Below are 19,243 nucleotides of genomic sequence, written 5' to 3'. Positions count from 1 at the left end.
GCGTCAGCTTTGCCAGACCACGTAGGCCTGGTCGGCGTCGGTGGTCATGGCTTCGATGAAACGGTCGTTGTCGAAGCCGGGGAGGGTTTGCAGGCGTTCGATCAGGGCGTCGGCTGCGGGGTCGCCGCTGGGGATGGCGGTGCCTTTGCCATCGGAGCCGACGAGCATGAAGAAGACGTCCTCGTTCCAGGGGCCATCGGGGATGACTCTGACCATCACGGACTGCAAATCCGACCACGTGACGGCCTCTTCGCTGCCATCGGCAAGCGTGCGCCGCACCCCGGTGTCGTCGACACTGACGGTCCGGGATCGTGCGCTGGACGGATCCTGGGTCAACCGGTGCTCCCTGTCGTAAACGTTGCCGATTACCGTACTCGCCGGGTCCTCACCCGGTCTCATGCGGGCGCGGCCGCGTCCAGTCGCTTCAACGCATCGCGCGCGACCTGCGGGTCCGTGGTGGGCCAGAACGGCGCCAGAGACGCACGCAGGAATCCGCCGTAGCGGGCAGTGGCCAGCCGCGAATCCAGCACCGCGATCACCCCGCGGTCGTCGATCGCGCGGTGCAGCCGGCCGGTGCCCTGTGCGAGCAGCAGCGCGGCATGCGTCGCGGCGACGGTGAGGAAGCCGTTGCCGCCCCTGGCTTCCACGGCGCGCTGCCGGGCCGAGGACACCGGATCGTCCGGCCGCGGGAACGGGATCCGGTCCACCACTACCAGCTGCAGCGACGGGCCGGGCACATCCACGCCCTGCCACAGGGTGAGCGTGCCGAACAGGCAGGTCCGCGGGTCCTCGCTGAACTGCCGCACCAGCAGCCCGGTGGCATCGTCGCCCTGGCACAGCACCGGATGGTCGAGCCGTTCGCGCATGGCCGCGCTGGCCTGCTTCGCCGCGCGCATCGAGGAGAACAGCCCGAGGGTGCGTCCGCCGGCGGCCTCCACCAGCTCGGCCAGCTCGTCCAAAGTGGACTCGCCGAGGCCGTCGCGGCCCGGTGAGGGCAGGTGCTTGGCCACGTACAGGATGCCGTTGCGCCGGTGGTCGAACGGCGAGCCGACATCGAGGCCGGTCCACTTCGGCCCGCTGTCCTCGTCCGCGGGTGCTTCCTTGTCGGTGGCCGTGCCGGGCGACTTCTCCACCCGGGCACCGGACGGCGGCAGGCCCCACTGCCGAGCCATGGTGTCGAACGCGCCGCCGAGGGTGAGCGTCGCCGAGGTGAGCACGGTGGTGTGCTGATTGAACACCCGCTCACGCAGCAGCCCGGCCACGCCGAGCGGGGCGACTTTCAACGCCGGCGGACGCGGGTTGGCCGAGTACTTGTCGCCGGTGAGCCACACGACGTCGCGCTGATGGGCCTGATCGTCGGTGTACGCGTCGAGCAGCCGTACCGCGACATCGTGCACCTCTTCCACCAGCGAACGCGCGAGCTTGCGCGCGGTGGCCTCGTCGACGTCTTCCTTACGGTCGGAGCCCAGCGCGGTGAGGCATTCCTTCGCCGCGTCGCGCACCGCCGGGATCGCGCCCTTCAACGCCTGCGGCAGGGTGTCCAGCCTGCCCGCGGGCAGATCGTCGAGAATCAGCGCCAGGCCGTCGGAGGATTCCAGCAGCCGGTCCGCGATCGCGGCGTCCATCACCCGGCCGCAGCGACGCGCGGCGGAGGCGGCCATCGCGCTGGTCAGCTCCCCGGTCGCGACGGAGGTGACCCGGTCCACCAGATCGTGTGCCTCGTCGATGATCACCAGATCGTGGTCGGGCAGCACCTGATAGCCCTGGAGCGCGTCGATGGCCAGCAACGCGTGGTTGGTGACCACCACATCGGCCTTGCCCGCCTCCGCACGCGCGCGCTCGGCGAAGCAGTCCGTGCCGATCGGGCAGCGGTTCACGCCGAGGCACTCCCTCGCGGTGACCGAGATCTGGCGCCAGGCCTGATCCGACACCCCGGGCACGAGTTCGTCCCGGTCACCGGTCTCGGTGTCGGAGGACCACTCGTGCAGCCGGGTGATCTCCTTGCCCATCCGGGAGACCGCGAACGGATCGAACAGCTGCGCGTCCTCGGGCTCGTCGGCCGGGCCGGTGTCGAGCCGGTGCAGGCACAGATAATTGCGGCGGCCCTTGAGAATGGCGAAGGTCGGCGTGCGGCCGAGCGGCTTCTTCAGCGCCTTGGCCAGCCGCGGCAGATCCCGGTCCACCAGCTGGCGCTGCAGGGCGATGGTGGCGGTCGAGACGACCACCGTGGTGTCCTTCTCCACCGCGTGCCGGATCGCCGGGACCAGGTATGCCAGGGACTTCCCGGTGCCGGTGCCCGCCTGCACGGCGAGATGCTCCCCGGTGCGGATCGCGTGGCCGACGGCATCGGCCATCTTGACCTGGCCGGGACGCTCGGCGCCGCCGACGGACTCCACTGCGTGGGTCAGGAGTTCGAGGACGCCGGGGAAATCGGTTCGGGCGGGCACAGCCAGACACGATAGCCGTCGTCCCCGACAGGATCACCGCTCCGGCGCGAACGGGCCGTTCGCGCCGGAGCGGCGGAACGCGTCAGTCCTGCTTGCGCAGCCGCGAAACCGCGGCCCACGCCAGCGGCAGCACACCGGCCGCGACGACGATCTTCAGCAGGTCACCGATCAGGAACGGCACCACGCCCTTGCCGAACGCGGTGGCGAAGTCGTAGTGCGCGGCGGCCATCAGCCAGGGCACGCCGAACGCATAAATCACCACATTGCCCAGCGCCATGGTCCCCGCCATGCGCAACGGCGTGCGGTCACCACCGCGGCGGGCGAGTGCACCGACGAGCGCACCGGCGAACACGAACCCGACGATGTACCCCGCCGAAGCACCCGACAGCCCGGAAGTCGCGCCCTGGAACCACGGCACGCCGACCGCGCCGACGAGCAAGTACAGCAGCAGCGAAGCTGCGCCACGGCGCATGCCGAGCGTCGCACCCACCAGCAATGCGGCGAAGGTCTGGCCGGTCATCGGCACCGGCGTACCCGGCAGCGGGATCACCAGCTGCGCCGCCGCGCCGGTCAGCACGGCGCCCCCGGCCACCAGCGTCAGGTCGCGCACGAGTGCGCCAGGCACGAGATCGGCCAGCACCTGGCGGCGGCCGGTGAGGGAAAGCGACGACACGGGACCTCCCACGACGAAAACGGACGTCCAGGCAGGTTAACGCTCGCTAGCCTGACCGGGCGGCACAAGTTGCGTTCCTCACGACGCCACACGTCCGGGTGGTGTAGGGGCGGTGGCGTTTGGCCCCACCACCGCGCTGCCGATCTCGATGCACGGGCGAAGGGAGAACGATGCGCGCACGGGTCCGTTCGACGGGAACGCTGGTAACGGTGCTGACCGGACTATTGCTGGGTACGGCCGCCCACGCTGCCGAGGTGACCTCCACCGGGTGGGGTTCCGCGGGCAGCCTCGACTTGCTGGTGGACGGCGAGCACGTCGTCACCGGCGAGCTGGCTCGCTGCGATGCCGACGGGCCGTTGTCCGCGCGCAGCGACGGCGGCGTCGCGGGCAATGTCGCGGACTTCGGGTTCGGCGGCTCCACCTGCGGGCGTACGGGCGCGGTGGCCACCGCGCAGGGGGGTGGACAGCGATTCGAGACCGATCTCCTACGCCGCTGGGGCGGCCCGGTGCTGAAGGTCCGCACGTACTCCTCGGGCTGCTCGACCACCGAGTCCGGCAGCACCGGTTCGATGTCCATCGGTGAGGTCTCCGGGCTCACGGTGCCGTCTTCGATCCCCGCGAACTACTCGATCACCATCCCCGGCGGTGAAGCGGGCACAGCAATGGCCACGGTCACGCTGAACGAGACTGTCACGCCACAGCCGGCCGACGGCAGCCTCGTCACGCACGCTATGCACCTGAAGCTGTTCCCACAAGGCGGCCCGGCGAGCGGGGACCTCTACCTCGGCACTGCGGCGTGCAACCCGTACGGCAAGGGTGGTCAGCCGGGTGGCAAGGCGGGTGCACCGGAGTAGGCGACGTCCGCTTCGTCGAAGTCCTTCAGCGTCGCGTCCACAGTGGCCCGTGAGCCGCCAACGGTGAGGTCCAGCAGCACGCGTACGCCGAAACCAGCGCGCGCTGCGTCGAGCGCGGTGGCGCGTACGCAGAAGTCCGTGGCGATGCCGACCACGTCGACGTCGGTCACGCTCCGCGCGTGCAGCCACTCTTCGAGCGTCTCGCCCGTGCGGGACTTCCCCTCGAAGCCGGAGTACGCAGCTTCGTATTCGCCCTTCGAGAACACTTCCTCGATCGGGACGATGTCGAGCGCCGGATGGAACGAAGCACCGGCCGTGCCCACGACGCAGTGCGGCGGCCAGCTGTGGTTGAAGTCTGGCGTTTCGCTGAAGTGGTCGCCCGGATCGATGTGGTGGTCGCGCGTGGCCACCACGTGCACATAGCCGCCCGCGGCCAGGTGCTGTGAGATGGCTTCGGCGGCTGCCGCCCCACCGGGCAGGCCGAGCGACCCGCCCTCGCAGAAGTCGTTCTGTACGTCCACCACGATCAGCGCGGTTCCCATGGCCTGCTCTCCCTACAGAAACGTCGTCGGTATCGCGGGCTCGCCGTGGGAGAGCTTCAAACCTTCCCACGGCAGGCTGACTTGCGCACGTCGCAACCGGGCGCGCGCGTCGTCCAGTGTGGGCAGATCCTCCACCGCTTGGCCACCGCGCACCAGGGGTATCTGCAGGTCGCGGTCGTACTCCTCGGCCGCCGGACGCTCCGCGGCAGCCGTCCACACAACCTCTTCGACTGCGGTGCCGGTAGCGCGGTGCCGCCGTAGCGCGTGCTTACGCCCGCCGCGGGACTCCTTGTGCGTACTGCGTTTCGCGACCGGACGGCCGTCCACTTCGACCAGCTTGTAGACCATGCCCGCCGTCGGCGCGCCCGAGCCGGTGACTACCGACGTACCGACGCCGTACGCGTCCACCGGCTCTGCGCGCAGCGCCGCGATGGCGTGCTCGTCGAGGTCCCCCGACACGACGATGCGGGTGTCCTTGGCGCCCAGGGAGTCCAGCTGATCACGAGCCTTGCGCGCGAGCGGCCCGACGTCACCGGAGTCGATCCGGATCGCGCCCAGGTCGGTTCCCGCCACTCGTACAGCGGCTTCGATTCCGGCGGTGATGTCGTACGTGTCGACGAGCAAGGTGGTGTCCGCGCCCATTTTTTCGACCTGCGCGCGGAACGCGGCTTCTTCGCTGTCGTGCAGGAGCATGAAGGCGTGCGCGACGGTGCCACGCGTGGGAATGTCGTAGCGACGGCCGGCTTCGAGGTTGGACGTGGTCGCGAAGCCGGCCAGGTACGCGGCCCTTGCCGCGGCGACGGCCGCGTACTCGTGCGTACGCCGTCCGCCCATCTCGATGATCGGCCGTCCGTGCGCGGCGCCCGCCATCCGCGCCGCTGCCGACGCAATGGCACTGTCGTGGTTCAGGATCGACAGCGTCAGCGTCTCCAGCACCACGGCTTCGGCGAAACTGCCGGTGACGGTAAGGATCGGGGAGCCGGGGAAGTACAGCTCGCCTTCGGGGTAGCCGTCGATGTCGCCGCTGAACTCGTAGTCCGCCAGCCAGGACAGCGTCGCAGGGTCCACGACAGCGGTCTGTTCGAGCACGGTCAGCTCGGCGTCGGTGAACCGGAAGTCGGCGATCGCGTCGAGCACGCGCGCTGTGCCGGCCACGACGCCGTAGCGCCGTCCGTCCGGCAGCCGCCGCGCGAAGACTTCGAACACGCACGGACGGTCCGCTGTGCCGTCCGCGAGGGCGCTAGCCAGCATGGTCAGCTCGTAGTGGTCGGTGAGCAGCGCCGTGCTGGCGCTGGTGACCGGCTCGGGTGAACCCATGGGATCACCCTATTCACCCGTACGGCCGGACCTGGCGCGGCGTACCGGGTTACCGTCGTGACACCATGGGGTGCATGTCCACGCCTGTTGCCTCCGAACAGACGCAGGTCGATCCACTCGGGGCCGACGTCACCGAATCCGACCAGCCGTGGCGGACCGTCGTGTGGAACGATCCGGTCAACCTCATGTCGTACGTGACGTACGTGTTCCAGAAGCTGTTCGGCTATAGCCGGGACCACGCCACCAAGCTGATGCTCGACGTACACCACAAGGGCCGGGCGATCGTGTCGTCCGGCGCCAAGGAGAAGGTGGAGACCGACGTGGCGAAACTGCAGGCCGCGGGGCTGTGGGCGACCATGGAGCAGCCCTCGTGAAGGCCTGGCGCCGCAAGGGAGAAGTCATCCTCGCCGGGTTCGAGCAGCAGGAGGCCGCGGTGCTGCGCGGCCTGGTCGGACAGCTGGAGGACATGCTGCGCGCGCGGGGCGAAGAAGCCCCGCAGGACGAGCTGGCCGAGCTGACCGGCATCCGGACCGGCCCCAGCGAGGCGCCGGACGACCCGGTGCTCTCCCGGCTGCTGCCGGACTTCCACCGGCTCGACCCGGACAACCCGAGCCGGGACGACCTCGACTCCGCTGCCGCGATGCGCTCCCTGCACGAACCGGAGCTGCTGGAGGCCAAGGTCGGCGTCGCCAAGACCGTGCTCGACACGCTCCCACGCGACGGCGGCCAGGTACGGCTGAGCTTCGAGCAGGCCGACGCATGGCTCGGCGCGCTGAACGACGTACGGCTCGCGCTGGGTACCGCGCTCGACGTCACCGACGACATGCCGGACGAACTGCCGGACGACGATCCGCGCGCCCCGCACCTCGGCGTCTATCACTGGCTGACCTGGGTGCAGGAGACGCTGATCCAAGCGGTCACCGCGTGAACGCGATCACCGACGTGCCGGGGGTGCTCGTCGGGCACCACCAGCGCCTCGGCGAAGGCTGGGCGACCGGTACGACTGTGGTCCTGGTGCCGGACGGTGCCGTCGGCGCGGTCGATCAGCGTGGCGGTGCCCCCGGTACCCGCGAGACCGACCTGTTGAAGCCGGAAAACCTCGTACAGCGGGTGAACGCGGTCTGCTTGTCCGGTGGAAGCGCGTACGGCCTCGCTGCGGCCGACGGTGTGATGCGCTGGCTCAGCGAGCGCAACCTGGGTTTCCCGGTCGGCGAGCAGCCGCACGAAGTCGTGCCGATCGTGCCTGGAGCCGTGCTGTTCGATCTTCCACGCAGCGGGTGGGGCAATCGCCCGGACGCCGGCTTCGGCTACGCGGCCTGCGAAGCCGCCACGACGACCGTCGCGCAGGGCACAGTCGGCGCCGGCAGCGGCGCTGTCGTCGGCTCGCTCAAGGGCGGCATTGGGACGGCGAGCGAGCGGGTCGGCGAGGTGACGGTCGGCGCGATCGCCGCAGTGAACGCAGCCGGTGAGGCAGTGGACTTCAAGACCGGCCGGGCCTTCGCCGCGGACCACGAGGTGGACGGCGAGTTCGGCGTCCGCTGGCCGGACCGGCCTGGCGCCGTACCTGGGCAGCGCACCGACCTGAACACCACAGTCGGCGTCGTGGCCTGCGACGCGGCCCTTTCGAAGGCCGAAGCACGCCGTCTCGCCGTGTCCGCCCAGGACGGCCTGGCGCGCGCGGTCCGTCCGGCACACAGCATGTTCGACGGGGACACGGTGTACGCGCTGGCCACCGGTACACGCGAGCTGCCGCAACAGTCCGGTTCCTTCGCGAGCGCCGCACGCGCGGGCGCGTTGGACGCGCTGTGCTCGGCCGCCGCACGGGTCTTCGCCCGCGCGATGGTGCACGGCCTCCTCGCCGCGACGGCAGCCGGGGGAGTAGCTGCCTATCGCGACGTATGGCCGGAGGCCTTCGGCCCTTCGTGACCGGTTTGGAGGTGGCGTGCGCCACTTCTCGCCATGTGGACAGCCAAGGTCCACGACCTAAGATGTCGGTGTGCTCCGGATCCGCCGTGAACTCGTCGACCAGATCGTCGCCCACGCCCGTCGTGATCACCCCGACGAGGCGTGCGGGGTGATCGCCGGCCCGGTGGGGTCCGATCGGCCGGAACGGTTCGTGCCGATGCTGAACTCGGCCCGTTCGCCCACGTTCTACCAGTTCGACTCCGGCGAGCAGCTCGAGCTGTACCGGGAGATGGACGCGAACGACGAGGCACCGGTGGTGATCTACCACTCGCACACCGCGACCGAGGCCTACCCCTCGCGCACCGACGCGAACATCGCCGGTGAGCCGGAGGCGCACTATGTGCTCGTCTCCACCAAGGACCCCGATTCGCACGAGTTCCGCTCGTACCGGATCGTGGACGCCGAGATCACCGAGGAACCGGTCGAGATCCTCGACTGAGCTGCCGGAATAAGTGCGGCGCCGGCAGCGTCGAGCCCAAGGCGTCCGCGAGAAGAACCCACCGGAGGTAGAAACCCATGGCCGTGACCGTCTCCATCCCGACCATCCTGCGTACGCACACCGGCGGCGAGAAGTCCGTCGCAGCGGCGGGCAAGACCGTCCTCGAGGTGATCGACGACGTCGAGTCGCGCCACGCCGGGATCAAGGCGCGCCTGGTCAAGGAGGAGAAGCTGCACCGCTTCATCAACGTGTACGTCAACGACGAGGACGTACGCTTCGCCGGTGGTCTCGAGGCCGAGGTGAAGGACGGCGACACGCTCACCATCCTGCCCGCCGTGGCCGGTGGCGCGCGCTGAGCCGATGGCCCGTTACGAGTCGCTTCTCGACGCGCTCGGCGGCACCCCTCTCGTCGGGCTGCCGCGGCTGTCGCCGACGCACGACGTGCGGCTGTGGGCGAAGCTGGAGGACCGCAACCCGACCGGCTCGATCAAGGACCGCCCCGCGCTGGCCATGATCGAGGCGGCCGAAAAGGAAGGCCGGCTTCGGCGCGGGTCCACCATCCTGGAGCCGACCTCGGGCAACACCGGGATCTCGCTCGCCATGGCCGCCAAGCTCAAGGGCTACGGCCTGGTGTGCGTGATGCCCGAGAACACGTCTAGCGAACGCAAGCAGCTGTTGCAGGCGTACGGCGCGCGGATCGTGTTCTCCCCGGCTGCGGGCGGTTCGAACGAAGCGGTGCGGCGAGCCAAGGAGCTGTCCGAGCAGAACCCGGACTGGGTGATGCTCTACCAGTACGGCAACCCCGCCAACGCCGACGCGCACTACCGTGGCACCGGCCCGGAGCTGCTGAAGGACTTGCCGACGCTCACGCACTTCGTCGGCGGTCTCGGCACCACCGGCACGCTCGTGGGCGTGGGCCGGTACCTACACGAGGCGAAGCCGGACGTACAGATCATCGCGGCCGAGCCGCGGTACGGCGAACTCGTGTACGGGCTGCGAAACCTCGACGAAGGCTTCGTACCCGAGCTGTACGACCCCACCGTGCTGAACGGCCGCTACTCCGTCGGCGCGTACGACGCACTTCGCCGCACGCGCGAGCTGCTGGAGCACGAAGGCATCTTCGCCGGCATCTCCACCGGCGCGGTGCTACACGCGGCACTCGCGGTAGCTGAGAAAGCCGCAGCGAAAGGCGAAAAAGCCGACGTCGCCTTCGTCGTCGCAGACGGTGGCTGGAAATACCTCTCCACCGGCGCGTACGCAGGTTCGCTGGACGAAGCAGCCGAGCGCCTCGACGGCCAGCTCTGGGCCTGAGCGACAGCCCGTCACGGCCGCTGATGGCCGTGACGGGCGCTCGAGCCGGGACCCCACCTCAGGGATCAGGGATTTCACCCGAGGCGAGAGACACCGGCCGCGTCGTAACCTGGAGGCGTGAGCACATTGCCTCCCCTTCCGACGCCGCCCACGGGTGGTGGTGCGAATCAGGCCACGGACGTGGCGAAGCGGATCCTGCCGCCGAATCCGAAGGCCGCGGCGTTCGTCGCGCTGGGTTTCACCTTGGTGCTCTACCTGGTGGAGTTGGCCGACGTGATTCTGCCGGGGGATCTGGACCACGCCGGGATCGTGTCGCGGCAGGCCGGTGGGCTCGACGGCGTCCTCTGGGCGCCGCTGCTGCACGCCGGCTGGTCGCACCTGTTCTCCAACACGGTGCCGGTACTGGTGTTCTCGTTCCTCGCGATGGCCGCGGGCATCGGCCGCTGGGTGGTGGTCACCGCGATCATCTGGCTGGTGTCCGGGCTCGGCGTGTGGCTCGTGGGGCCGGCCGATACCTACACCGTCGGGGCTTCCGGGCTCGCCTTCGGCTGGCTGGCCTACCTGCTGGTGCGGGGGTTGTTCCACCGCTCGATGCCCCAGATCCTGGTCGCCGTGGTGCTGCTCGGGGTGTGGAGCGGGATGCTGTGGGGCCTGTTGCCGGGCGACCCGGGCGTCTCTTGGCAGGGGCATCTGTTCGGCGCGCTCGCCGGCGTCCTCGCGGCGTGGCTGACTTCACGTGGGGAGCGAGGTAAAGCGGCGAAGGCGCTTCCGGCGTCTCCCGGTAACCTCGGGGCGTGAGTTCCCCCGACGCGCCCATCGGTGTCTTCGATTCCGGCGTCGGTGGTCTCACCGTCGCGCGCTCGATCCTTGAGCTGCTGCCCGCCGAGAAGCTGCGCTACGTCGGTGACACCGCCCGCAACCCGTACGGTCCGCTCCCCATTGCCACAGCACGCGCGTACGCGCTCGAAGCGCTCGACAGTCTCGTCGAGAGTGGCGTGAAGGCGTTGGTGATCGCGTGCAACACGGCTTCGGCAGCGTGCTTGCGTGACGCGCGCGAGCGCTACGACGTACCAGTGGTGGAAGTCGTGTTGCCGGCCGCGCGGAGGGCTGCGGTGGCCACACACAGTGGGCGCGTAGGCGTGATCGGCACCGAGGGCACAGTGCGTTCGAGAGCTTACGACGACGCCTTCGCGGCGGCTCCGGACGTACGGCTCACCAGTGTGGCTTGCCCACGCTTCGTCGACTTCGTCGAGCGCGGAATCACGTCGGGGCGGCAGATCCTTGGGCTCGCGCAGGGATACCTGCAGCCGTTGCTCGAAGCCGAGGTGGACACGCTCGTACTCGGGTGTACGCACTATCCGCTGCTGTCCGGCGTGCTGCAGATCGTCATGGGCCAGGACGTCACTCTGGTTTCGAGTGCCGACGAGACCGCGAAGGATCTCTACCGTGTGCTCACTGAGCGCGAACTGCTGGTGGAGCGAGCCGACGCGCCGCAACACGAGTTCGTCGCGACCGGTTCGCCGGAACCGTTCACCAGGCTGGCGCAGCGGTTCATGGGTTTCGCGCCTGGTGTGCTGGCTCCGGCCAGCGCGTGACGGCGGAGTTAGGGTGTCGGGGTGCGACTGACGATCCTCGGGTGCTCCGGCAGCGTCCCCGGGCCGAATGCCGCCGCGTCCGGGTACCTGTTGGAGGCGGAGGGCTTCCGGCTCGGGCTCGAACTCGGGAACGGGGCGTTCGCTCAGCTCCAGACCGTGCTCGATCCGTTCGAACTAGACGCGCTTCTCCTGTCGCACTTGCATTCCGACCATTGCGCAGACGTCAACGCGCTCACCGTGTTGCGGCGCTACCACCCGGCACCGCCGTACCCGGCCCGGCCACGGCGGTTGCCGGTGTATGCGCCGCCCGACGCTCCTTCGCGTCTCGGGCATCTATACGCGGCCGACGCTGCCGAACGAGCATCCGTGGATCTGTCGGACGTGTACGAGTTCCATGCGCTGCGCGAAGAGACCGTGGTGATCGGGCCGTTCGACGTCACGGCAGTAGCGGTCTATCACCCGACGCCGGCGTTCGGCCTGCGCATTACGTACGGCGGCAGCATCCTCGCGTACACCGGTGATACCGGGAAGTGCCGCGTACTCGGCGAGCTGGCCGATGGCGTCGACGTACTGCTTTCTGAAGCGTCTTGGACGGATGGTGAGAACCGGCCCAAGGGCGTGCACCTTTCCGGTAAAGAAGCCGGTGAGCTGGCCAAGGAAGCCGGGGTCGGGCGGTTGCTGCTCACCCACATCGCGCCGTGGACCGACCGGCAGGCGGTGCTCGCCGAGGCACGGGCGGTCTTTCCCGAAGCCGAGCTGGTGAGCCAGGGCGCGGTCTACGAGATCTGATCGCGGTTCTGTCGGGGGAAGGGCCTACAGTGCACCCCGTGGCGAGAAAAGACGGCAGGACCGACGACCAGCTCCGCGAGATCAAGATCACCCGTGGTTTCCAGAAGTGGCCGGCCGGTTCGGTGCTCATCGAGTTCGGCAACACCCGCGTGCTGTGCGCGGCCAGCGTCACCGAGGGCGTGCCGCGCTGGCGGGCCGGCTCCGGGCTGGGCTGGGTGACCGCGGAGTACGCGATGCTGCCCTCGGCGACCAACACCCGCAGCGACCGCGAATCGGTGAAGGGCCGCATCGGCGGGCGTACGCACGAGATCTCCCGGCTCATCGGCCGTTCGCTGCGGGCCTGCATCGACCTGGCCGCCCTCGGCGAGAACACGATCGTGATCGACTGCGACGTGATCCAGGCCGACGGTGGCACCCGCACCGCCGCCGTGACCGGTGGTTACGTGGCGCTGGCCGACGCGGTCACCTGGCTGGCCGCGGCGAACCGGCTGAACGACCCGAAGCCCCTGTCGGCTTCGGTGGCCGCCGTGAGCGTCGGCGTGGTCGACGGTCGCGTACGCCTGGACCTCCCGTACGAGGAGGACGCGCGCGCCGAGGTGGACATGAACGTGGTCGCCACCGATGCCGGCACGCTGATCGAGGTGCAGGGCACCGGCGAGGGCGCCACCTTTGCCAGGTCCACCTTGGACACCATGCTGGACCTGGCGCAGGCCGGCTGCGCGGAGCTGACCGTCAAGCAGAACGAGGCGCTCGCCCTGCCCTATCCCGGTGAACTGCCCGAACCCCGGCCGGGCAAGAAGAAGGGTGCGAAATGACCCGGGTCCTGCTGGCCACCCGCAATCAGAAGAAACTCGGTGAACTGCGGCGGATCCTGGCCGCGGAGGGTATCGCCGGAATCGAGATCGTCGGATTGGCCGACATTCCGGAATTCCCGGAGGCCCCGGAAACCGCCCCCGATTTCGAAGGCAATGCGGTAGCCAAGGCCCGGGACGCGGTGGCCGCCACCGGCCTGCCCGCCATCGCCGACGATTCCGGCCTGGCCGTGGACGCGTTGAACGGAATGCCCGGCGTCCTCTCCGCCCGCTGGTCCGGAAAACACGGGGACGACGAAGCGAACCTGAACCTGGTGCTGGCCCAGCTGACCGACACCCCCGCCGCCCGCCGCGGCGCCGCCTTCGTCTGCGCTGCCGCTCTCGTCACCCCCGCCGGCAAGGAAACCATCGTCCGAGCTGAATGGCGCGGCACCCTCACCACGGAGAAACGGGGCACCAACGGCTTCGGCTACGACCCCATCTTCACCCCCGACGGCAAGAACAAGACCTCGGCAGAACTCCACCCCGCCGAAAAAGACGAACAATCCCACCGAGGCAAAGCCCTACGCGCTTTACTCCCGGAAATAGCAAAACTGGCCACCGCGTAACCCACCACGAAGTCGCACCAGCGCGCCCACACCTCCCCGCACCCCGATCCGAAGCCTCCACACGGGCTGCTCCAGGCCGTAGCCACAACCCCTTCGGGTTGCCCATCTCCCGGAGGAATTGTCAGCAACCGATAAGCCCTTCCCCGCCGGCTCGCCCGGAAGAGAAAACCCCCTTATCCTCACCGGCATGTGCGCCGACATCCTCCTGGCCGAGGACGACCGGAAACAAGCCGATCTGGTCCGGCTCTACCTGGAGCGCGAGCAGCACACCGTCACCATCGTCCCGGACGGGCGCCAGGCGCTCACCCACCTCCGCACCCACCCGCCGGACCTGGTCATCCTCGACGTCATGCTCCCCGGCATGACCGGCCTGGAGATCTGCCGCACGATCCGCCGCGAGTCCGCCCTCCCGGTCCTCATGCTGACCGCCAGGTCCACTGAGGACGATCTCATTCGCGGCCTGGACCAGGGCGCCGACGACTACCTCACCAAGCCCTACAGCCCGCGCGAGCTGATGGCCCGCGTCCGCACGCTGCTGCGCCGCACCCAGCCCGGCCGCACGAACGGCATCCTTCAGGTCGGCACCCTCACCGTCGATCCGATCCGGCACGAAGTCACCGTCGGCGAGCGCCAGATCGAAACGACCCCGGGCGAGTTCCGCCTGCTGGAGATCATGGCCGCGTACCCGGACCAGGTGTTCACCCGCGGGCAGTTGCTGGAGCGCCTGCACGGTTTCGACCGCTACATCACCCAGCGCGCGATCGACGTGCACGTGATGAACCTGCGCAAGAAGATCGAGCCGTCGCCGCGGAAACCGGTTCGCCTGCTGACCGTCTACGGCGTCGGCTACAAGCTGACCGCGCCCGATGCGCCGTAGCGTCCTCGTCCGGCTCATCGCGGTCTCCGCCCTGGTCGCGGTGTGCGCGATCGCCGCGACCGCGTGGCTCGCCGCGCGCACCACGTCGGGCGCGATCGAGCGGGAACAAGGTCAGGTCTTCGCCGAGGACGGCACGATCTACCAAGGTTTGCTGGAGTACGCGGCGAAGCATCCGCACTGGGGCGGTGTGGCGGAGACCGTCCGGAACTATGCGGAGAAGACCGGCCGCCGTGTCACCCTCACCACACCGCAAGGCCAGGTGATCGCCAGCTCCGACCCGGATCCCGGGCGGCTGCCCGAGCAGCCGTCGGTGGTGATCGATCCGTTGTCGGTGGATGCGGGCCTTGGCGTGCAGTCCACTGCGGACCGGATCGATCCGGAGGCCGTCGGTCCCTACGCTCTGCCGCCCGACGAGCGCGAGAAGTTGACGGTGATCGCGAACCGGGTCCTGCGGTGCGTGCGCCTGAACACCGGGCTCGGCGCGGTGGAGGTTTCGCCGAGCGGTCATCCGCGGGTGACCGGTCCCGATCCGGCTTATCTGGCGCGGTGCAACGGTTCGGATCTGGACGACCCGACCGGCACCGAGCAGGCCGCGCTGAACCGGTTGACCGATCTGGTGAACGCCTGCCTCGGCCGCAACGATCACACCGTGGCGACCGCGAAGTTGCCGCTGGTCTGGACCTTCGACGGGCCGGTCCTGAACTCCACCGACCAGACCGCGCTCAACTGTCTCGGCTCGGCCCGCCGCGAGCAGCTGACCCCGCACGTCGCACCGGCGGCTTGGCTCTTTATCACCGAAAACGGTGGTGCCGCACCGCCGAGCGGGTTCACGCTGTCCACCGACAACCAGATCCGGCTCGCCGGGGTGGCCGGCGGGATCCTGCTACTGACCGTGATCGTCACGGGGCTGGCCTCGATCCGGCTGATCCGCCCGCTGCACGCGCTGACCGGTGCGGCACAGCGGATGGGCGCCGGGGAGTCCGGCGCCCGCGTGCGGGTCGAGGGGAAGGACGAGATCGCCAAGCTGGCCAAGGCATTCAACGATATGGCCGCGGCACGCGAGCAGCTGGAGAGCGCGCGCAAGGCGATGGTCGGCGACATCGCGCACGAGCTGCGTACCCCGCTGGCCACCATCCGCGGCTGGCTGGAAGCCGTGCAGGACGGGGTGAGCCGGATGGACGGCGAGCTGGTCGCCTCGTTGCTGGAGGAAGCCGTGCACCTGCAGCACATCGTCGACGACCTGCAGGACCTGGCGCTCGCGGACGCCGGGGCGCTGCGCGTGCATCCGGAACCGATCGACGCGGACTCGCTGCTGGCCCAGCTCGCCTCGGCACACGCGGCGCGCATCGCGGACGCCGGCCTGACACTGACCACGGTGCCGCCGTCCGATCCCGCGATCACCGCGGACCCCGTGCGGTTGCGGCAGACGCTGGACAACCTGGTCTCCAACGCCGTGCGGCACACCCCGCGCGGTGGCTCGATCACCGTCACCGGCCGCCGCGAGGGTGACGACGTCGTGTTCGAGGTGGCCGACACCGGCGAAGGGATCTCGGCCGAGAACCTGCCGCACGTGTTCGACCGGTTCTGGCGGGCCGATCCGTCCCGCAGCCGCAGTTCCGGCGGCAGCGGCCTGGGGCTGGCCATCGTGCGCAACCTCGTCGAGGCGCACGGCGGCACCGTCGCCGCGGCCAGCACGCCGGGCCGCGGTACCACCTTCACCCTGCGTCTCCCCGCGGATCCGGCCTCCATGCCTCCCCACTGAAGGCTGTGAAGGGTCCCTTCACGGACTCAGAAGCCGTGAAGGGACCCTTCACGGCACCGCCGGTGTGGAGAAGGTGCGTTCAGGAGGCGAGCCCGAGGTCCCGGATCAGCTTGGCGACGTGGCTGGTCGCGCGGACGTTGTAGAGCGCCTTGGCGATCTTGCCGTCCGCGTCGATGATGAAGGTCGAGCGGATCACGCCCTGCACGATGCGGCCGTAGTTCTTCTTCTCGCCGAACGCACCCCACGCGGTGAGCACCTGCCTGTCCGGATCGGACAGCAGCGGGAAGGTCAGTCCCTCGGCCTCGACGAACTTGGCGAGCTTCTCCGGCTTGTCCGGGGAGACGCCGAGCACCTGGAAGCCGGCGTCGTTCAGCTCGGCGAGGTGGTCGCGGAAGTCGCAGGCCTGCTTCGTGCAGCCGGGCGTGCCCGCGGCCGGGTAGAAATACACCACCACGGACTCGCCGCGGAAGTCACTCAGCGAGACGTCCTTGCCGGTGCTGTCGGGCAGAGTGAAGCCGGGAGCGGGGTCGCCGGGGGAAAGTCGCTCGGTCATGAGCGCAGCGTAATTCAGGCGGTGCCGCCGTAGGAGACCACGGCGGGTTCGCCTGCGCTCGGCCGCAGCCACAACTCCAGCCGGGCGGCCTGCGCGGGTACCGCGAACGCGATGGTGAACTGGGCCGAGCGGCCGGGCAGCAGATCCTTGCTCGCGTCCGTGACGCCGCCTAGGCCCTGGGTGGCGTCCACGACCTGCTTGGCCTGCTGCCCGCCGATGGCAGCGGTGATCGCCAGCCCGGAGAGGCGATAGGTGTCCGAGCCGTCGTTGCGCACTTCGACGGCGAACGACGCGGCGCGCGGGCTGCGCGGGTAAGCCGCCGCGCTCGGCTGGAACGAAACCGGCGCGGACACCGAAACGGTGATCCCGCTGGTGAACCGGTGCTCGGCGCCGAACTGCAGCTCGCCGGCGGCCGGTGCGGTGGCGGGCTTGGCGGGCGCCCCGGCCGAGCCGCCGGAATCCGTGCCGAACGCGGCGGTGCTCTGCCGGATGTCGACCCCGCAGGCCGTCGCCAGGCACAGCAGGCAGGCGGACAGCAACAGCTTCAGGGTGCGCGGGGGCGCCATCGCGGTTTACTCCAGTCGGGGTGGGGCGGGGAGTCCGTTCGGATCAATTGCCAGACGAACCCGGTCCACTCTGACCGCACTCGCAGCTGCACGGGCGGGAAGACGCGGACCTGGTGTACAGCCGTGGCCGATCCGTGATCGAAGAAGCACTGGGCGTGACAGTCGTCACTGAAGTGCAACTCAGACGGCGAACGCGAACAACAGGATGAATACTGCGACGCCCCCGCCCCAGGCGACGATCAGCCAGCCGAAGTCGCGGACCGGGTCGACCGCCCGGCTCTCCTCTCCCGGGACGTACACCCCGCGGTTCTCGAACCAATCCGCGCAGGTGCGCAGGAGGTGCAGGGGATTACGTGATGGCACGGGCACCTCCCTGGTCTGGCTGCCGCCCCAGCCTACGGGCGGGGCCGATGAGCGCGCTCGCGACTGACCCGGGGAGGGTGAAGGCCGCGCGCCGATTGCGTTGCGACCGTCGATCTGCGCTGGTCGGCGCCATGATCGTCCACTCGGGAAAAGTATTCCTTGACTTGAATATTCTCAGTGGTGAATACTCCTTCTCATGGAACGGATCGCTGCCGCACTCGGGGATGCCGCCCGGTGGCGGCTGGTGGAGTTGCTCGCCGAGCGGCCCCGCACAGTCGGCGAGCTGGCCGAGCTGGCCGGCCTGCGGCAGCCGCAGGCGACGAAGCATCTGCAGACCCTTGCGCGGGCCGGGCTGGTCGCGGTGTTCCCGCTTGGCCAGCGGCGGGTCTACGCCGCCGAAGCCGGCCCGTTGGAGCAGCTCGCGCGGCGGGTGCGGGAAATGGTGCACGCCATCGCCGAACAGGAGGGGGACCGTGACGTGCTCAGCCGGTATCGGGCCGCCATCGAGGCGGAAACCGTCGCGGCAGAAGGAGACCGGTGGGCGGACGGACGCTTCTTCACGTTTCGGCGTTCGCTGGACGCGTCGCCGGAGGTCGTCTGGCGGCAGTGGATCGAGCCGGAGCGCTTGGCGCGCTGGTGGGCTCCGCCGTCGATGACGGTCGCCGAGTGCGTGCTCGAACCCTGGCCGGGTGGCCGGGCGGTACTCGAATACCGCGACGGTGACGGGCGGTACCGCTCCGAAGGAACGGTCCACTCCGCGACGGAACCCGCTCAGCTAGCGTTCGAGCTGTCGGTGCTGGACGCGACCGGCGCGGCCTTCTTCACCGGCCACTACGACGTGACGCTGACCGCGGTATCCGGCGGGACCCGGTTGCGGCTGGACCTGCGCATTACTGACCTCACCGTCGAGGCGGTGCCGTTCATCGCCGGGATCGAGACCGGCTGGGAACAAGTGCTCGACAACCTCGCCGCCGTTATCGGGGGCACACTGGGAAAGGAAAAGAAATGACCACGACCCGAAGAGTCACCGCGAACCTGAGCCTCACCCTTGACGGCCGCTACCACGGCCCGGGCGGCCCCGCCGACCTGAGCGCGATCGTGCCGTACGCGGTCAGCGAAACCGGCCGCAACCACCTCACCCGCATTTGGCAGCAGGCGACCACGGCCTTGCTCGGCCGCGGCAACGCCGAGGGATTCGTCGGCTACTGGTCGGCCGTCGCCGACGACGAGACGGCCGACCCCCGTGATCGCGGATACGCGAAATGGCTGACCAGCGTGGAAAAAGTCGTCCTGTCGACCACCTGGACCGAGCCGCCGTGGGACCACACTCTCGTGCGGAACGCCCCCGCGGCCGACGTCGTCGCCGAACTGAAGGCGGCGGGGGAGGGCGACATCCTGGTGAACAGCAGCGTCAGCGTGATCAAACCCCTGCTTTCGGCGGACCTGATCGATCGGCTGTACCTGATGATCTGCCCGGAAATCGCCGGCAGTGGCGCGCGGTTGTTCGAGGACGGCCTGCCGGGCACCAGGTGGACGCTCGCCGAAAAGGAAATCGGCGATCAGGGCGAACTCTCGCTGGTCTACGACCGCGTGCGCTGAGGGTCAGTTCCGGTAGCGGAACAGAATTCGTCCGCGGTCGAGGTCGTACGGGCCAGGGTGTCGGCAAAGTTGGTCGGGGACCCGGCAGTGGGCGATGCGGAGGTGTGTGCGACCACCTCGTGGCGTGCGCCGGACCGGTTTCGGGTCTGTGAAGGGTCCCTTCACAGACTC

24 protein-coding genes are annotated in these 19,243 nt (G+C 69.4%); 16 read left to right on the top strand and 8 right to left on the bottom strand.

Annotation, left to right across the window (positions count from 1 at the left end; translation table 11 throughout):
- Nucleotides 1-3 precede the first annotated feature (3 nt).
- The 3 genes from D5S19_RS09335 to D5S19_RS09325 all read right to left on the bottom strand — a co-directional run bounded on the left by D5S19_RS09335 (nucleotide 4) and on the right by D5S19_RS09325 (nucleotide 3,120).
- A complete protein-coding gene (locus D5S19_RS09335; RefSeq protein ID WP_120022955.1) occupies nucleotides 4-336 on the bottom strand; it encodes a hypothetical protein in 333 nt (110 codons plus the stop codon).
- Between the two features lie 59 nt (nucleotides 337-395).
- Nucleotides 396-2,447, bottom strand: coding sequence for an ATP-dependent DNA helicase (locus D5S19_RS09330; RefSeq protein ID WP_120022954.1), 2,052 nt, complete (start codon nucleotides 2,445-2,447; stop codon nucleotides 396-398).
- 82 nt (nucleotides 2,448-2,529) lie between these two features.
- Nucleotides 2,530-3,120: a biotin transporter BioY gene (locus D5S19_RS09325; protein WP_120022953.1), complete on the bottom strand. Its 591-nt coding sequence runs from the start codon at nucleotides 3,118-3,120 to the stop codon at nucleotides 2,530-2,532.
- Nucleotides 3,121-3,290: 170 nt separating this feature from the next.
- Here D5S19_RS09325 and D5S19_RS09320 point away from each other — a divergent pair, with 170 nt between their 5' ends.
- A complete protein-coding gene (locus D5S19_RS09320; protein WP_233573789.1) occupies nucleotides 3,291-3,974 on the top strand; it encodes a hypothetical protein in 684 nt (227 codons plus the stop codon).
- Here the strand turns inward: D5S19_RS09320 and D5S19_RS09315 are convergent.
- On the bottom strand, nucleotides 3,941-4,516 hold the full coding sequence (locus D5S19_RS09315) for an isochorismatase family protein (protein WP_120022951.1): 576 nt from the start codon (nucleotides 4,514-4,516) through the stop codon (nucleotides 3,941-3,943). The genes D5S19_RS09320 and D5S19_RS09315 overlap by 34 nt on opposite strands.
- 12 nt (nucleotides 4,517-4,528) lie before the next feature.
- Nucleotides 4,529-5,833, bottom strand: coding sequence for a nicotinate phosphoribosyltransferase (locus tag D5S19_RS09310; protein WP_120022950.1), 1,305 nt, complete (start codon nucleotides 5,831-5,833; stop codon nucleotides 4,529-4,531).
- A gap of 74 nt (nucleotides 5,834-5,907) precedes the next feature.
- Here D5S19_RS09310 and clpS point away from each other — a divergent pair, with 74 nt between their 5' ends.
- The 13 genes from clpS to D5S19_RS09245 all read left to right on the top strand — a co-directional run bounded on the left by clpS (nucleotide 5,908) and on the right by D5S19_RS09245 (nucleotide 15,991).
- Nucleotides 5,908-6,207 carry an ATP-dependent Clp protease adapter ClpS gene (clpS, locus tag D5S19_RS09305; protein WP_120022949.1) on the top strand — a complete coding sequence of 100 codons (300 nt, stop codon included), beginning with the start codon at nucleotides 5,908-5,910 and terminating at the stop codon, nucleotides 6,205-6,207.
- On the top strand, nucleotides 6,204-6,761 hold the full coding sequence (locus tag D5S19_RS09300) for a DUF2017 domain-containing protein (protein ID WP_098513610.1): 558 nt from the start codon (nucleotides 6,204-6,206) through the stop codon (nucleotides 6,759-6,761). The genes clpS and D5S19_RS09300 overlap by 4 nt, the downstream gene beginning before the upstream one ends.
- A complete protein-coding gene (locus D5S19_RS09295) occupies nucleotides 6,758-7,759 on the top strand; it encodes a P1 family peptidase (RefSeq protein WP_233573788.1) in 1,002 nt (333 codons plus the stop codon). Before D5S19_RS09300 ends, D5S19_RS09295 begins: the two co-directional genes overlap by 4 nt.
- Nucleotides 7,760-7,829: 70 nt before the next feature.
- Nucleotides 7,830-8,237 (top strand): Mov34/MPN/PAD-1 family protein, encoded by a 408-nt coding sequence (locus D5S19_RS09290; RefSeq protein WP_120022948.1) that lies wholly within the window; start codon nucleotides 7,830-7,832, stop codon nucleotides 8,235-8,237.
- A gap of 77 nt (nucleotides 8,238-8,314) precedes the next feature.
- The gene (locus tag D5S19_RS09285; protein WP_098513612.1) at nucleotides 8,315-8,593 is read left to right on the top strand and encodes a MoaD/ThiS family protein; all 279 of its coding nucleotides are present in this window, start codon (nucleotides 8,315-8,317) and stop codon (nucleotides 8,591-8,593) included.
- A gap of 4 nt (nucleotides 8,594-8,597) precedes the next feature.
- On the top strand, nucleotides 8,598-9,548 hold the full coding sequence (locus D5S19_RS09280; RefSeq protein WP_120023018.1) for a PLP-dependent cysteine synthase family protein: 951 nt from the start codon (nucleotides 8,598-8,600) through the stop codon (nucleotides 9,546-9,548).
- A gap of 117 nt (nucleotides 9,549-9,665) precedes the next feature.
- Nucleotides 9,666-10,346 carry a rhomboid family intramembrane serine protease gene (locus D5S19_RS09275; protein ID WP_199730414.1) on the top strand — a complete coding sequence of 227 codons (681 nt, stop codon included), beginning with the start codon at nucleotides 9,666-9,668 and terminating at the stop codon, nucleotides 10,344-10,346.
- Nucleotides 10,343-11,143: a glutamate racemase gene (gene murI, locus D5S19_RS09270; protein ID WP_120022946.1), complete on the top strand. Its 801-nt coding sequence runs from the start codon at nucleotides 10,343-10,345 to the stop codon at nucleotides 11,141-11,143. The genes D5S19_RS09275 and murI overlap by 4 nt, the downstream gene beginning before the upstream one ends.
- Nucleotides 11,144-11,164: 21 nt before the next feature.
- On the top strand, nucleotides 11,165-11,932 hold the full coding sequence (locus D5S19_RS09265; RefSeq protein WP_120022945.1) for an MBL fold metallo-hydrolase: 768 nt from the start codon (nucleotides 11,165-11,167) through the stop codon (nucleotides 11,930-11,932).
- Between the two features lie 38 nt (nucleotides 11,933-11,970).
- On the top strand, nucleotides 11,971-12,747 hold the full coding sequence (gene rph, locus D5S19_RS09260; protein WP_120023017.1) for a ribonuclease PH: 777 nt from the start codon (nucleotides 11,971-11,973) through the stop codon (nucleotides 12,745-12,747).
- Nucleotides 12,744-13,352, top strand: coding sequence for an RdgB/HAM1 family non-canonical purine NTP pyrophosphatase (rdgB, locus tag D5S19_RS09255; RefSeq protein ID WP_120022944.1), 609 nt, complete (start codon nucleotides 12,744-12,746; stop codon nucleotides 13,350-13,352). Before rph ends, rdgB begins: the two co-directional genes overlap by 4 nt.
- A 187-nt stretch (nucleotides 13,353-13,539) precedes the next feature.
- Nucleotides 13,540-14,229 (top strand): response regulator transcription factor, encoded by a 690-nt coding sequence (locus D5S19_RS09250; RefSeq protein ID WP_120022943.1) that lies wholly within the window; start codon nucleotides 13,540-13,542, stop codon nucleotides 14,227-14,229.
- Complete coding sequence (locus D5S19_RS09245) at nucleotides 14,219-15,991, top strand: sensor histidine kinase (protein ID WP_120022942.1); 1,773 nt, start codon at nucleotides 14,219-14,221, stop codon at nucleotides 15,989-15,991. The genes D5S19_RS09250 and D5S19_RS09245 overlap by 11 nt, the downstream gene beginning before the upstream one ends.
- A gap of 79 nt (nucleotides 15,992-16,070) precedes the next feature.
- On the opposite strand, the gene bcp is transcribed toward D5S19_RS09245, so the two are convergent.
- The 3 genes from bcp to D5S19_RS09230 form a co-directional block, all read right to left on the bottom strand.
- Nucleotides 16,071-16,544 carry a thioredoxin-dependent thiol peroxidase gene (bcp, locus tag D5S19_RS09240; protein WP_120022941.1) on the bottom strand — a complete coding sequence of 158 codons (474 nt, stop codon included), beginning with the start codon at nucleotides 16,542-16,544 and terminating at the stop codon, nucleotides 16,071-16,073.
- A 14-nt stretch (nucleotides 16,545-16,558) separates the two neighbouring features.
- Nucleotides 16,559-17,110, bottom strand: a complete 552-nt coding sequence (locus tag D5S19_RS09235; RefSeq protein ID WP_120022940.1) for a hypothetical protein — start codon at nucleotides 17,108-17,110, stop codon at nucleotides 16,559-16,561.
- 180 nt (nucleotides 17,111-17,290) lie between these two features.
- Complete coding sequence (locus tag D5S19_RS09230; protein ID WP_098513621.1) at nucleotides 17,291-17,473, bottom strand: hypothetical protein; 183 nt, start codon at nucleotides 17,471-17,473, stop codon at nucleotides 17,291-17,293.
- Between the two features lie 196 nt (nucleotides 17,474-17,669).
- Here D5S19_RS09230 and D5S19_RS09225 point away from each other — a divergent pair, with 196 nt between their 5' ends.
- The gene (locus D5S19_RS09225) at nucleotides 17,670-18,482 is read left to right on the top strand and encodes a metalloregulator ArsR/SmtB family transcription factor (protein ID WP_120022939.1); all 813 of its coding nucleotides are present in this window, start codon (nucleotides 17,670-17,672) and stop codon (nucleotides 18,480-18,482) included.
- Nucleotides 18,479-19,072: a dihydrofolate reductase family protein gene (locus tag D5S19_RS09220; RefSeq protein WP_120022938.1), complete on the top strand. Its 594-nt coding sequence runs from the start codon at nucleotides 18,479-18,481 to the stop codon at nucleotides 19,070-19,072. Before D5S19_RS09225 ends, D5S19_RS09220 begins: the two co-directional genes overlap by 4 nt.
- Nucleotides 19,073-19,243: the final 171 nt, after the last annotated feature.

This window comes from Amycolatopsis panacis (assembly GCF_003600245.1).
GTDB lineage: Bacteria > Actinomycetota > Actinomycetes > Mycobacteriales > Pseudonocardiaceae > Amycolatopsis > Amycolatopsis sulphurea.
The sequence above is the reverse complement of the archived record's forward strand: the minus strand, read 5'-3'. Positions and strand labels throughout refer to the sequence as shown.

Bases quoted from the DNA above. Each gene is read 5' to 3' on its own strand.
- D5S19_RS09320 (WP_233573789.1), top strand. From the start codon at position 3,291: ATGCGCGCACGGGTCCGTTCGACGGGAACGCTGGTAACGGTGCTGACC.
- D5S19_RS09315 (WP_120022951.1), bottom strand. From the start codon at position 4,516: ATGGGAACCGCGCTGATCGTGGTGGACGTACAGAACGACTTCTGCGAG.
- D5S19_RS09310 (WP_120022950.1), bottom strand. From the start codon at position 5,833: ATGGGTTCACCCGAGCCGGTCACCAGCGCCAGCACGGCGCTGCTCACC.
- clpS (WP_120022949.1), top strand. From the start codon at position 5,908: ATGTCCACGCCTGTTGCCTCCGAACAGACGCAGGTCGATCCACTCGGG.
- D5S19_RS09285 (WP_098513612.1), top strand. From the start codon at position 8,315: ATGGCCGTGACCGTCTCCATCCCGACCATCCTGCGTACGCACACCGGC.
- D5S19_RS09280 (WP_120023018.1), top strand. From the start codon at position 8,598: ATGGCCCGTTACGAGTCGCTTCTCGACGCGCTCGGCGGCACCCCTCTC.
- rdgB (WP_120022944.1), top strand. From the start codon at position 12,744: ATGACCCGGGTCCTGCTGGCCACCCGCAATCAGAAGAAACTCGGTGAA.
- D5S19_RS09250 (WP_120022943.1), top strand. From the start codon at position 13,540: ATGTGCGCCGACATCCTCCTGGCCGAGGACGACCGGAAACAAGCCGAT.
- D5S19_RS09245 (WP_120022942.1), top strand. From the start codon at position 14,219: ATGCGCCGTAGCGTCCTCGTCCGGCTCATCGCGGTCTCCGCCCTGGTC.
- bcp (WP_120022941.1), bottom strand. From the start codon at position 16,544: ATGACCGAGCGACTTTCCCCCGGCGACCCCGCTCCCGGCTTCACTCTG.
- D5S19_RS09235 (WP_120022940.1), bottom strand. From the start codon at position 17,110: ATGGCGCCCCCGCGCACCCTGAAGCTGTTGCTGTCCGCCTGCCTGCTG.
- D5S19_RS09225 (WP_120022939.1), top strand. From the start codon at position 17,670: ATGGAACGGATCGCTGCCGCACTCGGGGATGCCGCCCGGTGGCGGCTG.
- D5S19_RS09220 (WP_120022938.1), top strand. From the start codon at position 18,479: ATGACCACGACCCGAAGAGTCACCGCGAACCTGAGCCTCACCCTTGAC.